General features: G+C 69.1%; 15 protein-coding genes. 7 read left to right on the forward strand and 8 right to left on the reverse strand.

The window, feature by feature from the left end; genetic code table 11:
• The first annotated feature begins 101 nt into the window (after nt 1-101).
• Entirely contained in the window at nt 102-1,115 is a 1,014-nt protein-coding gene (locus IE209_RS30075) for an aldo/keto reductase (RefSeq protein WP_189690575.1), read from the forward strand.
• On the opposite strand, the gene IE209_RS30080 is transcribed toward IE209_RS30075, so the two are convergent.
• Both IE209_RS30080 and IE209_RS30085 read right to left on the reverse strand, forming a co-directional pair.
• Nucleotides 1,116-2,432 carry a hemolysin family protein gene (locus IE209_RS30080; RefSeq protein WP_189690576.1) on the reverse strand — a complete coding sequence of 439 codons (1,317 nt, stop codon included), beginning with the start codon at nt 2,430-2,432 and terminating at the stop codon, nt 1,116-1,118.
• Complete coding sequence (locus IE209_RS30085; protein WP_189690577.1) at nt 2,432-2,917, reverse strand: hypothetical protein; 486 nt, start codon at nt 2,915-2,917, stop codon at nt 2,432-2,434. Before IE209_RS30085 ends, IE209_RS30080 begins: the two co-directional genes overlap by 1 nt.
• Before the next feature lie 75 nt (nt 2,918-2,992).
• Here IE209_RS30085 and IE209_RS30090 point away from each other — a divergent pair, with 75 nt between their 5' ends.
• Nucleotides 2,993-3,835, forward strand: coding sequence for a symmetrical bis(5'-nucleosyl)-tetraphosphatase (locus IE209_RS30090; protein WP_189690578.1), 843 nt, complete (start codon nt 2,993-2,995; stop codon nt 3,833-3,835).
• A gap of 7 nt (nt 3,836-3,842) precedes the next feature.
• Here the strand turns inward: IE209_RS30090 and IE209_RS30095 are convergent, their stop codons facing one another.
• Together IE209_RS30095 and aroC are read right to left on the reverse strand one after the other, a co-directional pair.
• Nucleotides 3,843-5,399 carry a DEAD/DEAH box helicase gene (locus tag IE209_RS30095; RefSeq protein ID WP_189690579.1) on the reverse strand — a complete coding sequence of 519 codons (1,557 nt, stop codon included), beginning with the start codon at nt 5,397-5,399 and terminating at the stop codon, nt 3,843-3,845.
• 118 nt (nt 5,400-5,517) lie between these two features.
• Entirely contained in the window at nt 5,518-6,612 is a 1,095-nt protein-coding gene (gene aroC, locus IE209_RS30100) for a chorismate synthase (RefSeq protein WP_189690580.1), read from the reverse strand.
• 117 nt (nt 6,613-6,729) lie between these two features.
• Between aroC and IE209_RS30105 the strand changes: the two genes are divergently transcribed.
• On the forward strand, nt 6,730-7,152 hold the full coding sequence (locus tag IE209_RS30105) for a cupin domain-containing protein (protein ID WP_189690581.1): 423 nt from the start codon (nt 6,730-6,732) through the stop codon (nt 7,150-7,152).
• Between the two features lie 29 nt (nt 7,153-7,181).
• Here the strand turns inward: IE209_RS30105 and IE209_RS30110 are convergent, their stop codons facing one another.
• Complete coding sequence (locus IE209_RS30110; RefSeq protein ID WP_189690582.1) at nt 7,182-7,841, reverse strand: glutathione S-transferase; 660 nt, start codon at nt 7,839-7,841, stop codon at nt 7,182-7,184.
• A 134-nt stretch (nt 7,842-7,975) separates the two neighbouring features.
• Between IE209_RS30110 and IE209_RS30115 the strand changes: the two genes are divergently transcribed.
• On the forward strand, nt 7,976-9,193 hold the full coding sequence (locus tag IE209_RS30115; protein WP_189690583.1) for a polyhydroxyalkanoate depolymerase: 1,218 nt from the start codon (nt 7,976-7,978) through the stop codon (nt 9,191-9,193).
• Between the two features lie 11 nt (nt 9,194-9,204).
• Here the strand turns inward: IE209_RS30115 and IE209_RS30120 are convergent, their stop codons facing one another.
• From IE209_RS30120 to IE209_RS30130, 3 genes are read right to left on the reverse strand one after another with little or no spacing between them, the layout of a single operon-like run.
• The gene (locus IE209_RS30120) at nt 9,205-9,507 is read right to left on the reverse strand and encodes a type II toxin-antitoxin system RelE/ParE family toxin (RefSeq protein WP_189690584.1); all 303 of its coding nucleotides are present in this window, start codon (nt 9,505-9,507) and stop codon (nt 9,205-9,207) included.
• Nucleotides 9,504-9,713 (reverse strand): addiction module protein, encoded by a 210-nt coding sequence (locus IE209_RS30125; protein WP_229883136.1) that lies wholly within the window; start codon nt 9,711-9,713, stop codon nt 9,504-9,506. The genes IE209_RS30120 and IE209_RS30125 overlap by 4 nt, the downstream gene beginning before the upstream one ends.
• Nucleotides 9,714-9,732: 19 nt before the next feature.
• Nucleotides 9,733-10,188, reverse strand: coding sequence for a CBS domain-containing protein (locus tag IE209_RS30130; RefSeq protein WP_189690585.1), 456 nt, complete (start codon nt 10,186-10,188; stop codon nt 9,733-9,735).
• A gap of 101 nt (nt 10,189-10,289) precedes the next feature.
• Between IE209_RS30130 and IE209_RS30135 the strand changes: the two genes are divergently transcribed.
• The 3 genes from IE209_RS30135 (at nt 10,290) to IE209_RS30145 (ending at nt 12,875) form a co-directional block, all read left to right on the forward strand.
• A complete protein-coding gene (locus IE209_RS30135) occupies nt 10,290-11,600 on the forward strand; it encodes an O-acetylhomoserine aminocarboxypropyltransferase (protein ID WP_189690586.1) in 1,311 nt (436 codons plus the stop codon).
• Nucleotides 11,597-12,415, forward strand: coding sequence for an alpha/beta fold hydrolase (locus tag IE209_RS30140; RefSeq protein ID WP_189690587.1), 819 nt, complete (start codon nt 11,597-11,599; stop codon nt 12,413-12,415). The genes IE209_RS30135 and IE209_RS30140 overlap by 4 nt, the downstream gene beginning before the upstream one ends.
• Before the next feature lie 124 nt (nt 12,416-12,539).
• Nucleotides 12,540-12,875, forward strand: a complete 336-nt coding sequence (locus IE209_RS30145; protein ID WP_189690588.1) for an Mpo1-like protein — start codon at nt 12,540-12,542, stop codon at nt 12,873-12,875.
• Nucleotide 12,876: the final 1 nt, after the last annotated feature.

Genomic DNA, 12,876 nt, shown 5'->3' on the forward strand with positions numbered 1-12,876 from the left:
CGATTGTGCAGTTAGGCCGCACAGTGTGTGAACATCACTGATGATTGTGCGCCTGCAATTGACGATGGATGATGCAGCCCTCAACGCACAGGGAGCTTTCCATGACCACCACCGCCGCAACCGCCACCCGCCCGCTCGCCGGCCACGCCGTCCATCCGCTCGGCCTGGGCTGCATGGGCATGAGCGAGTTCTACGGGCCATCGGACGAGGCCGAATCGCTGGCCACGCTGCGCGCTGCACGCGACCTGGGCGTGCAGCACTTCGACACGGCCGACACCTACGGCCTGGGCCACAACGAGGCGCTGCTGGGCCGCTTCCTGCGCGGCCTGGCGCCGTCCGAGCGGGCCGGCCTGGTGGTGGCCACCAAGTTCGGCATCGTGCGCGCGCAGGGCACGTACGAACGCCGCATCGACAACTCGCCGGCCTACATCCGCGCTGCCTGCGAGGCCTCGCTCCAGCGCCTGGGCGTGGAGCGCATCGGGCTGTACTACTGCCACCGCCGCGATCCGCAGGTACCCCTAGCAGAGGTCGTGGGCGCCCTGGCCGACCTGGTGCAGGCCGGCAAGGTCGCGGCGCTGGGCTTTTCCGAGATCAGCGCAGACAGCCTGCGCCAGGCCCATGCCCAGCACCCCATCGCGGCCGTGCAGAGCGAGTATTCGCTCTGGGAGCGCGGCGCCGAGACGGCCGTGCTGCCGACGGCACGCGAACTCGGCGTGGCCTTCGTCGCCTACAGCCCCCTGGGCCGGGCGGTGCTGACCGACCAGCCACCCGCTGCGCAGACGCTGGCCGCCGACGACTTCCGCCGCGCGCTGCCACGCCTGCAAGGCCAGGCCGGCGCGGCCAACCTGCAGCTGCGCGAGCGCCTGGCCGCCCGCGCGGCCGAGATCGGTCAGCCCGTGGCCGCGCTGGCCCTGGCCTGGCTGCTGCAGCGCCAGCCGCATGTGCTGCCGATCCCGGGCACGCGGCGCCAGGCCCATTTGCGCCAGAACCTGGCGGCCTGCGCGCTGCAGCTTTCCGAAGCACTGCTGGCCGAGCTCGACGCGCTGTTCGCACCCGGTGCGGTGCAGGGCGAACGCTATCCCGATGCCGGCTTCGCCGGGGTCGAAACGCGCTGATCAGCCCCCGGCGCTGCCCTCGTCGGCGCTGAGCGGCTGCGCCAGCACCTTGTCGATGCGCCGGCCATCCAGGTCCAGCACCTCGAACACCCAGCCCGCGCATTCGATGCGCTCGCCTGTCGCTGGCAGGTGGCCCGAGACGGCCATGAGCAGGCCGGCCACGGTGTTGTAGCGGCCGCGGTCTTCCTCGGGCAACTCCTCGATGTCCAGGCGCGCCTTGAGCTCGCCCACCGGCATCAACCCGTCCAGCAGCCAGGAGCCGTCGCCACGCGCCGTGGCCCAGGCCTCCGTCTGGGTCGCGGGCTGCAGTTCACCGGTGATGGCCTCCAGCAGATCGCGCGGCGTCAGCACGCCCTGCACCACGCCGTACTCGTCGACCACGAAGACCATGCGGCCGGCGCGCGCGCGGAACTGCTCGAGCAGTTCCAGGCCCGACAGGGTCTCGGGCACGAAGGTGGCGGGCAGCGCATGCGCACCGATCGGCGCCTTGGGATCCTGGCCGGCCAGCGCCAGCAGCCGCGCCACGCTGACGATGCCGACCACGTCTTCCAGCGAACCGCGGCACACCGGATACCAGGAATGGCCGGCATGCTCGGCCTCGCCACCGGCCAGGCGCAGCGCGTCGAGCACCGGCAGGCCGGCGTCGAGCCAGCCGACCTCGTCGCGCGGCACCATGATGGAGGTCAGCGGCCGCTCGTCCAGGTGGAACAGGTTGCGCACCATGCGGTGCTCGTGGGCCTCGATCACACCCGCGTCCACGCCTTCCTCCAGGCTGGCGGCGATCTCCTCCTCGGTCACGGCGCGGCCGGCCGCGGTGTCCACGCGCAGCGCGGCCAGCACGCCCTGGGTGCTCAGCGAGAGCAGGCGCACGAAGGGCTTGGCCACGGTCGCCACCCAGGCCATGGGCCGCGCCACCCAGTTCGCCACTGTCTCCGGATACAGCTGGGCGATGCGCTTGGGCACGAGCTCGCCGAACACGATGGTCACGAAGGTGATGGCGGTGACGACCAGGGCCGTGGCCACGATGTCGGCCACGCGCTCGCCCAGGCCCAGTGCCGCGAGCCAGCCGGCCACCACGCTGCTGAACGCGGCCTCGCCCAGGATGCCGTTGAGCATGCCGATCAGCGTGATGCCGACCTGCACCGTCGACAGCAGCTGCGTCGGGTTGGCCAGCAGTGCCAGCGCCGCGGCCGCGCCCTTGTCGCCGCTCTCGGCCATGGCCACCAGGCGCGCCTTGCGGCTCGTGGCCAGCGCCATCTCCGACATCGCGAACACGCCGTTGAGCGCGGTCAACAGCGCGATCAGCAGAAAGTCCATCAGGGCAGCGGCGTGGGAGCCGGCAGGGGCAGGGCCACGCCGTAGGCCTTGTCCAGTGCCATCCAGGTCACGAGCGCGGCACCCAGCACCATCACGCCGTACAGCATGCGGTGGATGTCCTCGCGCGGCCGCGCGATCGACCAGATCTCCTGGAACGGACGGCCGAAGTACGCGCGCACGCGGTCCAGCCGGCGCCGCCCGACCGCGATGGAGATCTGCATGCGCTTGATCGCGAGCAGCCCGTACAGGCAGATGGCCCAGGTGATGGCCACCAGCACCCAGTGGCGCCAGCTTGCTTCGGTGACCGGATCGACGAGCTGGTGCACGGCGGCCAGCAGCAGCGCGTAGATCACCAGCGCGTAGGCACCGGCCCACCATTGCTGGCGCGTGAAGAGTTCGATGTCGGCCACGCAGGCGCCGTAGGCCATCTGCAGCTCGGAGCGGTCGAGGTCGCTGAGTTCCCCGAAACCCGAAGTCGAATCCATGGCTGTCCTCCCTGATGGCCATGCAATCTACCGCATTCGGCACGTGTAGAGTCGCGCGTCGTTGTTGGAGTACACATGGCGTCTTATCTGATCGGGGATGTGCAGGGCTGCGACGAGCCTTTGGGCCGGCTGCTGCAGGCCATCGATTTCTCCCCCAGCCGCGACACGGTCTATGTGCTGGGCGACCTGGTCAACCGCGGCCCGGCTTCGGCCGAGGTGCTGCGCCGGCTCATGGCGCTGGAGGGCAGCGCGCGCTGCCTGCTCGGCAACCACGACATGCACCTCTTGGCCTGCGCCTGGGGCGTGCGCCGGCCGCACAAGCGCGACACGCTGGACGCTCTGCTCGCCGCGCCCGACCGTGCCGCGCTGCTGGACTGGCTGCGCTGCCAGCCGCTGGCCATCCACGAAACCGTGGGCGGCCGCGAAATGCTGCTGGTGCACGCCGGCGTGCTGCCCCAGTGGACGGCGCAGCAGACGGCCGCGCTGGCCGCCGAACTGCAGGACGTGCTGCGTGGCCCGCACATCGGCGACTTCCTGCACGGGATGTACGGCAACCAGCCCGACCGCTGGGACGACGCACTGAGCGGCAACGACCGCCTGCGCGTGGTCATCAACGCGCTCACGCGGCTGCGCTTTTGCAGCGCCGACGGCCAGATGGAATTCGAGACCAAGGAGGGCGCCGGCGCGGCGCCCGCGGGCTTCATGCCCTGGTTCGAGGTGCCGGGCCGGCGCACGGCCGGTGTGGCCGTGGCCTTCGGTCATTGGTCCACCTTGGGCTGGCTGGACCGCGACGACCTCTACTGCCTGGACACGGGCTGCGTCTGGGGCGGCCCGCTCAGCGCGTTGCGCGTGGGCACCAGTGCAGCGCAGCAGGCGCTGGTGCAGGTGGACTGCCCGCAGGCACAGAAGCCGGGCTGAGCCCGACTCAGCCGGCCGAGGTTTCCGGCTGCGGTGCGGCGACGGGAGCGGGTGCCGGCGCGGGCGCCGGTTCCTTGAACAGGGCCGCCAGCTTGCGCTTGGGCTTGATGTTGGCCGACACGCCGCTGCGCGCCGCGGGCTTGGCGCCCTTCTCCCAGGACGCCGCGGCATCCTGCGCGCGCGGCTGGGCCTCGTAGGGCTGGTCAAAGAAGGGATCGACCGGCGCAGCCGCACGGCGCGGACCGCGCTCGCGGCCTTCGGGGCGCGCCCGCTGGCTGTCCATCACGTCGCGCGGATCGTCGCCACCCCAGGCGCGGCGGCCTTCGTTGAAGCGGCCCTGCTCGCGGATGCGCGGCATGTCCTCGTCGTATTCGAAGGGCTCGATCTCGATCTTGGTCTTGATGAGCTTCTCGATCTCGGCCACCAGGCGCGCATCGTTGCCGCCACCGGCAAAGCTGACCGCCAGGCCCGAGGCGCCGGCACGGCCGGTGCGGCCGATGCGGTGCACGTAGTCCTCGGCATTGAACGGGATGTCGAAGTTGAACACCGCCGGCACGTCCTTGATGTCCAGGCCGCGCGCGGCCACGTCGGTGCAGACCAGGAGGTCGACCTCTCCCTTCTTGAACGCGTCCAGCGCCTTCAGGCGCTCGTCCTGGCTGCGGTCGCCGTGCAGCGCATTGGTCTTGAGGCCTTCCCGCTCGAGCGCGCGGGCCAGCCGGGCGCAGCCCAGCTTGCTGTTGACGAACACGAAGGCCTGGCGCAGCTGGCGCTGGCGCAGGATCTGCCGCAGCGCGCGGCGCTTGTTCTCGTCGGGCACGCTGTAGAAGTGCTGCTCCACCGTGGAGGCCGTGGCGTTGGAGCGCGCCACCTCGATGGTGGTCGGGTTCTGCAGGTAGCTGCCGGCCAGGCGCTTGATCTCGGGCGAGAAGGTGGCCGAGAACAGCAGCGTGGTGCGCTGCTTGGGCAGGTACGACAGGATGCGCTGCAGGTCGGGCAGGAAGCCGATGTCCAGCATGCGGTCGGCCTCGTCGAGCACCACGTACTCGACCTGGTTCAGCACCGCGTTCTTGGCCTCGATGTGGTCCAGCAGCCGGCCCGGCGTGGCCACCAGGATCTCCACGCCCTTCTTGAGCTCCAGCGTCTGCGGCTTCATGTCGATGCCGCCGAACACCACGGCGCTGCGCAGCTGGGTGTACTTGGCGTACAGCTTGATCTGCTGCGCCACCTGGTCCGCCAGCTCGCGCGTGGGCAGCAGCACCAGGGCGCGCACGGGGTGGCGCGCGGGCGAGGTCGATGCGTTCTCGTGGCGCAGCATGCGCTGCAGCAGCGGCAGCGAGAAGGCGGCGGTCTTGCCCGTGCCGGTCTGGGCGGCGCCCATCACGTCGCGGCCCGTCAGCACCACCGGAATGGCCTGCGCCTGGATCGGCGTCATGCTGCTGTAGCCCATCTCGGCCACGGCGCGCGCCAGGGGCTCGGCGAGGTTCAGCTGCGAGAAGGAAGCGGTCGGCGGTGCGGAAGCGGCGGGGGTGGAACCCGCCTCGGGAGCGGTGGTGGAGTCGGTCATCAATACCTGGGTTCAAGCGCTACCAAGCGGATAGCAGGCCGGCCCGCCAGGATGGGGCCGACCGGCGATTATCGCGCAAGGGGGGCAAACCCGTGTGACAGGGGCCGTTTCAGGCCGTTCAAGCGCTCGCCGGGATTGGCCCAACCGCCTGGCGCACGTCACCGCACTGGGCGCGCTGGCGCAGCGCATGCTCCATGACGACCAGGGCCAGCAGGGCCTCGACGATGGGCGTGGCGCGGATGCCCACGCAGGGGTCGTGCCGGCCCTTGGTCACCACTTCCACGCTCTGGCCGGCGGTGTCGATGGACTCGCGCGGCGTGATGATGGAGCTGGTCGGCTTGATCGCGATGGACACGTCCAGGTCCTGGCCCGTGCTGATGCCGCCCAGCACGCCGCCGGCGTTGTTGGACAGGAAGCCCTGCGGCGACAGCGAGTCGCCGTGCGTGCTGCCGCGCTGCGCCACGCTCGCGAAGCCCGCGCCGATCTCCACGCCCTTGACCGCATTGAGGCCCATCATGGCGAAGGCGATGTCGGCGTCGAGCTTGTCGAACAGCGGCTCGCCCAGGCCCACGGGCATGCCGCTGGCCGTCACGCGCACGCGGGCGCCGCAGGAATCGCCGGCCTTGCGCAGCTGGTCCATGTAGGCCTCCAGCTGCGAGACATCGGCGATCGGCGCGAAGAAGGGGTTGTTCGGCACATGGTCCCAGCTCTCGAACGGGATCGCGATCTCGCCGACCTGCGTCATGCAGCCGCGGAACTGCACGCCGTAACGCTCGCGCAGCCACTTCCTCGCCACCGCGCCGGCCGCCACCGTGGGCGCCGTGAGCCGGGCCGAGGAACGGCCGCCGCCGCGCGGGTCGCGGATGCCGAACTTGTGCCAATAGGTGTAGTCGGCGTGGCCGGGGCGAAAACTCTGCGCGATCGCGCTGTAGTCCTTGCTGCGCTGGTCGGTGTTGCGGATCAACAGCGCGATCGGCGTGCCGGTGGTCTTGCCTTCGTAGACGCCCGACAGGATCTCGACCCGGTCGGGCTCGGCGCGCTGGGTCACGTGGCGGCTGGTGCCGGGGCGGCGGCGGTCCAGTTCGACCTGGATGTCGGCCTCGGACAGTTCCATGCCCGGCGGGCAGCCATCGATCACGCAGCCGATGGCCGGACCGTGCGATTCCCCGAAGTTGGTGACTGCGAAAAGTGTGCCGAAGGTGTTGCCGCTCATGGCGCGATTATCGGCCAGCCCCTCGCGATGGACGGTGGACAGACTGGGAACGGTTCATGCTTCGCATGCAAGGCACCCCTCACCGGTGTGGAACCCCTTCACAGCGAAAGGCAAGCCATGTTGGACCGCACAAGCACCAAGTTTTCCCACGTCAAGGAGGGCGACACGCCCTACGTGAGCGGCGGATTGCGCGACTTCTTCCTCTACCGCGACCTCGGCATCGCCGACGCCACGCACGGAAAGGTGATCGCGCACCTCGTGAAGGCCAACATGGCACCAGAGCAGGGCACCGGCTGGCACCGCCATGAGGCGGACTTCCAGATCGTCATCATGGTCAAGGGCTGGGCGCGCTTCATGTACGAGGACAAGGAGACGCTGGTCGAGGCCGGCGACGTGGTGCACCAGCGCCCCGGCATCCGCCACTACCTGTTCGACTATTCGCCCGACATGGAGTATCTGGAGATCGTCTCGCCGGCCGACTTCAAGTCGGTCGACGTGGAGCCGGTCTGCGCCGTGCCGGCGCCCACGCCCTGGAAGTGAGGGCCGCGGCGGCCCGGCCGCCGCCCGGCTCAGAATTCCGCGTCCAGCTCGTCGATCTCGTCGGGCTCCTTGCGCGCCTCGGCGATCCATTCCTTGAGCGCGGGCAGCGCCATCATCTGCTTGCAGTAGTCCACGCAGGCCGGCGGCAGCGGCACGTCGTAGGTCAGAAACCGCGTGACCACGGGCGCGTACATCGCATCGGCGATGCAGGGCTTGTCGCCGAACAGGTAGGGGCCGCCATAGGTCTCAAGGCACTCGGTCCAGATCTCCAGGATGCGGTCCACGTCGGCCTGCGCGCGCGACCAGATCTTGAAGCCCGGAAAGTGCGCCTTGATGTTCATGGGCAACGAGGAGCGCAGCGCCGAGAAGCCCGAGTGCATCTCGCCGCAGATCGCACGGCAGTGCGCGCGTGCCGCCTGGTCGGCCGGCAGCAGGCCGGCCTTGGGCTTGATCTCGTTGAGGTACTCGCCGATGGCCAGCGTGTCCCACACGTGCACCTTGCCGTGCTGCAGTGCGGGCACGCGCATCGAGGACGACAGCAACAGCATCTCGGCCTTCATGGCCGGATCGTCGGGCGACACCACGTGCTCGTGGAACTCCAGGCCGGCGAGCTTGGCCATGAGCCAGCCGCGCAGTGCCCAGGCTCCGTAGTTCCTGCTGCTGATCGTGAGTTGCGCCTTGCTCGCCATGTCGTCGCCTCCAGTGGCGGCATGTTCAGCAAACGCTGTGCCAGCCATGTGACAGCCGGCATGCGAGGGGCCGGCACGATATGGCCCGCAACTTGCCTGGGCACAGCAGACCGATCGACTCCACGAGACATTGCATGCTGTACCAGGCCTACCAGCTCCAGTCCGACCTCACGTCGCCGATGCGGCTGCTGGCCCAGTCCCTGGGCGCCTCGCTGTGGTTCGAGGACACGGACCGCAGCCCGCTGCGCTCCTGGGCCGCGGCCTGCACCGTGCTCTCGCGCATGCGCCTCACGCACAGCCGGCCCGCCTACGGCATCGACCAGGCCATCGTCGACGGTGTGGCCGTGCCCGTCACCGAGGAGGTGGTGCTCAAGAAGCCTTTCGGCAGCCTGTTGCACTTCCAGCGCGCACTGCAGCCGCACACGCCGGCCCAGCCGCGCATGCTGCTGGTGGCGCCGCTGTCGGGCCACTTCTCCACGCTGCTGCGCGACACGGCGCGCACGCTGCTGCGCGACCACGACGTCTACATCACCGACTGGCACAACGCGCGCGACGTGGGCCTCAGGCATGGCGCCTTCGGCCTGGACGACTACATCGCCTACATGATCGAGTTCATCGCCACGCTGGGCCCGGGCACGCACGTGATGGCGGTCTGCCAGCCCTGTGTGGCCGCGCTGGCGGCCACGGCCCTCATGGCCGAGGACGACCACCCGGCCCAGCCGCGCAGCCTCACGCTGATGGCCGGCCCGGTGGACTGCCGCGTGAACCCCAGCAGCGTGAACGAACTGGCCACGAGCAAGCCCATCGAATGGTTCGAGCAGAACCTGATCAGCCATGTGCCGCTGCCGCATGCCGGTTTCATGCGCCGCGTCTACCCCGGCTTCGTGCAGCTCACGGCCTTCATGAGCATGAACCTGGAGCGGCACCAGCAGCAGTACAAGGACATGTACAAGTACCTGCTGGAAGGCGAGATCGAGAAGGCCGAGACCATCCGCGTGTTCTACGACGAGTACCTGGCCGTCAACGACCTGCCGGCCGAGTTCTACCTGGAGACCGTGGAGAAGGTGTTCCAGACCTACGACCTGCCGCTGGGCAAGCTGACCTGGCGCGGCCGCAAGGTCAACCCCAAGGCCATCCGCCGCACCGCGCTGATGACGGTGGAGGGCGAGCGCGACGACATCTGCTCCATCGGCCAGACCCTGGCTGCGCAGGACCTGTGTTCCAGCGTGCGGCCCATGCTCAAGATCCACCATGTGCAGACCGGCGTGGGCCACTACGGCGTGTTCAGCGGTCGGCGCTGGAACCAGGAGATCTACCCGCGCGTGCGGGACATGGTGTACGCGTTGGAATAGCGCTCCCGCCCTCACCCTGGGGGAGATAGCGCTGCCCGGATGCGTCCCGGATGCCGCCGGCAGTCGAGGACACGCCACACCTGAATGCTGCTGCCGTCCAGCTTGTAGTAGATCGCAAATGGAAAGCGCTTGGACAGCGCACGGTAGTAACCGAAACGCCGTTCATGGACGCCGGCATGCAACAGCAAGGCATCGATGTCCGAAAACAGGCTGTCCAGGAAGTACTCACCGAGCCCTTCCTGTTGCGCTTCGTAGAAATCCCGCCCCTGTTCAAGGTCCTGGACCGCAAGATCCAGGACCCGGATGCGTTTCACCGCTCGCGCAGCACCTTCTTGGCGTGCTGCCAGTCGACAAAGGTGGCCGCGCCAGCGGCATGGGCCTGGGCCGCAGCATCCAAGGCCTGGGCGTGCCAGGCCGGCGACGCAAACGCCGGTGCATCAGCCGACAAGTCAGACCACAACGCCTCCATGAGCCGCAGCTTCTCCGAACGCGAGAGGTTTTCCAGCATGTGCGTGGCCATGGTCATCACCCAGGGAGCGTCAGGCCTTGCTGTCTTCGTCCTCGCCCGGCCAGTCGCGGATGTAGGCCTTGAGCATCTTGTTCTCGAAATTCTGGCTGTCCACCACGGCCTTGGCCACGTCGTAGAAGCTGATCACGCCCATCAGCATGCGCTTGTCCATCACGGGCATGTAGCGCGCGTGGCGTTCCAGCATCATGCGGCGCACCTCGTCGAGCTCGGTCTCGGCCGTGCAGGTCAGTGGCGCGTCGTCCATGGCCGTGCGCACCAGCGTCGTGCCCAGCGCACCACCGTTCTTGACGATGGTCTGGATCACCTCGCGGAAGGTCAGCATGCCGACCAGGTCACCGTGGTCCATGACGACCAGCGAGCCGATGTCCTTTTCCGACATGATGGTCACGGCGCCCGCCAGCTCTTCGTCCGGCGTGACGGTGTAGAGCGTGTTGCCTTTGACGCGCAGAATGTCGCTGACTTTCATGGGGCCTCCTGTTGATCATCCGCGACGCGGAACTGTCGAAGGAATATAGCCCACAATCACGCCCCAAAACCGACCCCGTTCCCCCTGGAGGAGACCCCCGCATGCCCGGTTATTCGGACCCCGGCTTCGACACCTTGGCGCTGCATGCCGGCGCCGCGCCCGACCCGGCCACGGGCGCGCGTGCCGTGCCCATCCACCTGTCCACGTCCTTCGTGTTCGAGTCCAGCGACCATGCGGCCGCGCTGTTCAACCTCGAGCGCGCGGGCCATGTGTACTCGCGCATCAGCAACCCGACCAACGCCGTGCTCGAGCAGCGCGTGGCGGCGCTGGAAGGCGGCATCGGCGCCATCGCCACGGCGAGCGGCCAGGCCGCGCTGCACCTGGCCGTGGCCACGCTGATGGGCGCGGGCGGCCACATCGTCGCGAGCACGGCGCTGTACGGCGGTTCGCAGAACCTGCTGCACTACACGATGCGCCGCTTCGGCATCGCCACCACCTTCGTGAAGCCCGGCGACATCGACGGCTGGCGCGCCGCGATCCGGCCCGAAACGCGCCTGCTGTTCGGCGAGACCGTGGGCAACCCGGGCCTGGACGTGCTGGACATCCCCACCGTCTCGGCCATCGCGCACGCGGCCGGCGTGCCGCTGCTGGTGGACTCCACGCTGACCTCGCCCTGGCTCATCAAGCCCTTCGAGCTCGGCGCCGACCTCGTCTACCACTCGGCCACCAAGTTCCTGTCGGGCCATGGCACCGTGATCGGCGGCGTGCTCGTCGATGGCGGCAGCTTCGACTGGGCCGCGTCCCATGCTGCGAGCGGTCGCTTCGCCGAACTGGCCCAGGCCTACGACGGCTTCCACAACATGGTGTTCACCGAGGAGAGCACGGTCGGCGCCTTCCTGCTGCGCGCGCGCCGCGAGGGCCTGCGCGACTTCGGCGCCTGCATGAGCCCGCACACGGCCTGGCTGATCCTGCAGGGCATCGAGACGCTGCCGCTGCGCATGGAACGCCACATGGCCAACACACGCAAGGTGGTGGAGTTCCTGGCCGCCCAGCCCTTCGTGGCGCGCGTGGGCCATCCGCTGCTGGAAAGCCATCCCAGCCATGCGCTCGCCAACAAGCTGCTGCCGCGCGGTGCCGGTTCGGTGTTCAGCTTCGACCTCAAAGGCAACCGCGAGCAGGGCAAGAAGTTCATCGAGACGCTGAAGATCTTCAGCCACCTGGCCAATGTGGGCGACTGCCGTTCGCTGGTCATCCACCCGGCCAGCACCACGCACTTCCGCATGAGCGACGAGGCGCTCGCAGCCGGCGGCATCACGCAAGGCACCATCCGGCTCTCGATCGGACTGGAGGACGCCGACGACCTCATCGACGACCTCAAGCGGGCCCTGAAGGCGGCGGAGAAAGCAGCATGATTCTTCAAGTCCAAGGCGCGCCCACCTACTGCTACACGGGCGGCAAGCCCTTCGATGCGGCCAGGCCCACCGTCGTCTTCATCCACGGCGTCCTCAACGACCACAGCGTCTGGATCCTGCAGAGCCGCTACCTGGCCCACCACGGCTTCAACGTGCTGGCCGTGGACCTGCCCGGCCACTGCCGCAGCGCCGGCGAGGCGCCCGCCTCGGTCGAGCAGGCGGCCGACTTCATCGCCGCGCTGCTGGATGCGGCCGGCGTGCAGCGCGCCGCGCTGGTCGGCCACAGCTGGGGCTCGCTGATCGCGTTGGAGGCCGCGGCCCGGCTCGGCGAACGCGTCACGCAGCTGGTGCTGGTCGGCACGGCCTTTCCGATGAAGGTTTCGCAGGCCCTGCTCGATGCCTCGCAGAACGACCCCGAGGCCGCGCTCAGGATGGTCAACCTGTTCTCGCGCTCCACGCTGGCCGCGCCGCCCTCGGCACTGGGCCCGGGCACCTGGGTCTATGGCGCCAGCCTCGCGCTGGGCCGGCGCGTGCTGCGCAGCAACCGCGATGCCAACGTGTTCCACCGCGGCTTCCTGGCCTGCGACCGCTACGGCAATGGTGAGGCCGCGATCGCGCAGATCACCTGCCCGGTGCTGTTCGTGCTCGGCGCCCAGGACCAGATGACGCCGCCCAAGGCTGCCCAAGGCCTGATCGCCAAGGCCCGCGCCGCCGGCAAGACCGTGCAGGTGGTGCTGCCGCCCGTGGGCCACCACCAGATGACCGAGACCCCCGACGACACCCTCTTCGCGATCCGCGAGTTCCTGTCGCGCTGACGGCGGCCCCGTTGCGCCTGGCGCAGGCTGCGGGGCATGCTGGCCGTCGCGTCCGCGCCGCGGCCGACGCCCAGGCGTTACGATGGCCGCCAGCCCTGCCGCGACAGGGCCAAGGAGACATCGCATGAGCATTCTTCCCTCGGTCGTGGTCGTCGATCCGCGCCAGTTCAAGAGCTTTGCCGAGTTCTACCCGTTCTACCTGTCCGAGCACCGCGACCGCACCTGCCGGCGGCTGCATTTCGTGGGCAGCACGCTGGGCCTGCTCTGCCTGGCCGTGCTCGCGGCCACCGGGGACTGGCGCTGGCTCTTCATCGGCCTGGCCTGTGGTTACCTCTTCGCCTGGATCGGCCATTTCGGTTTCGAGAAGAACAAGCCCGCGAGCTTCAAGCGCCCGCTCTACAGCTTCCTGGGCGACTGGGCCATGTACCGCGACATCTGGCTGGGCCGCATCAAGCTGTGAT

It is taken from the genome of Pseudorhodoferax aquiterrae (assembly GCF_014652235.1).
Classification (GTDB): Bacteria; Pseudomonadota; Gammaproteobacteria; order Burkholderiales; family Burkholderiaceae_C; genus Pseudorhodoferax; species Pseudorhodoferax aquiterrae.

Coding starts and splice junctions, on each gene's coding strand:
- IE209_RS30080 (WP_189690576.1), bottom strand. CDS start 2,432: ATGGACTTTCTGCTGATCGCGCTGTTGACCGCGCTCAACGGCGTGTTC.
- IE209_RS30135 (WP_189690586.1), top strand. CDS start 10,290: ATGCCCGGTTATTCGGACCCCGGCTTCGACACCTTGGCGCTGCATGCC.
- IE209_RS30085 (WP_189690577.1), bottom strand. CDS start 2,917: ATGGATTCGACTTCGGGTTTCGGGGAACTCAGCGACCTCGACCGCTCC.
- IE209_RS30110 (WP_189690582.1), bottom strand. CDS start 7,841: ATGGCGAGCAAGGCGCAACTCACGATCAGCAGCAGGAACTACGGAGCC.
- IE209_RS30145 (WP_189690588.1), top strand. CDS start 12,540: ATGAGCATTCTTCCCTCGGTCGTGGTCGTCGATCCGCGCCAGTTCAAG.
- IE209_RS30090 (WP_189690578.1), top strand. CDS start 2,993: ATGGCGTCTTATCTGATCGGGGATGTGCAGGGCTGCGACGAGCCTTTG.
- aroC (WP_189690580.1), bottom strand. CDS start 6,612: ATGAGCGGCAACACCTTCGGCACACTTTTCGCAGTCACCAACTTCGGG.
- IE209_RS30075 (WP_189690575.1), top strand. CDS start 102: ATGACCACCACCGCCGCAACCGCCACCCGCCCGCTCGCCGGCCACGCC.
- IE209_RS30140 (WP_189690587.1), top strand. CDS start 11,597: ATGATTCTTCAAGTCCAAGGCGCGCCCACCTACTGCTACACGGGCGGC.
- IE209_RS30105 (WP_189690581.1), top strand. CDS start 6,730: ATGTTGGACCGCACAAGCACCAAGTTTTCCCACGTCAAGGAGGGCGAC.
- IE209_RS30130 (WP_189690585.1), bottom strand. CDS start 10,188: ATGAAAGTCAGCGACATTCTGCGCGTCAAAGGCAACACGCTCTACACC.
- IE209_RS30095 (WP_189690579.1), bottom strand. CDS start 5,399: ATGACCGACTCCACCACCGCTCCCGAGGCGGGTTCCACCCCCGCCGCT.
- IE209_RS30125 (WP_229883136.1), bottom strand. CDS start 9,713: ATGGCCACGCACATGCTGGAAAACCTCTCGCGTTCGGAGAAGCTGCGG.
- IE209_RS30115 (WP_189690583.1), top strand. CDS start 7,976: ATGCTGTACCAGGCCTACCAGCTCCAGTCCGACCTCACGTCGCCGATG.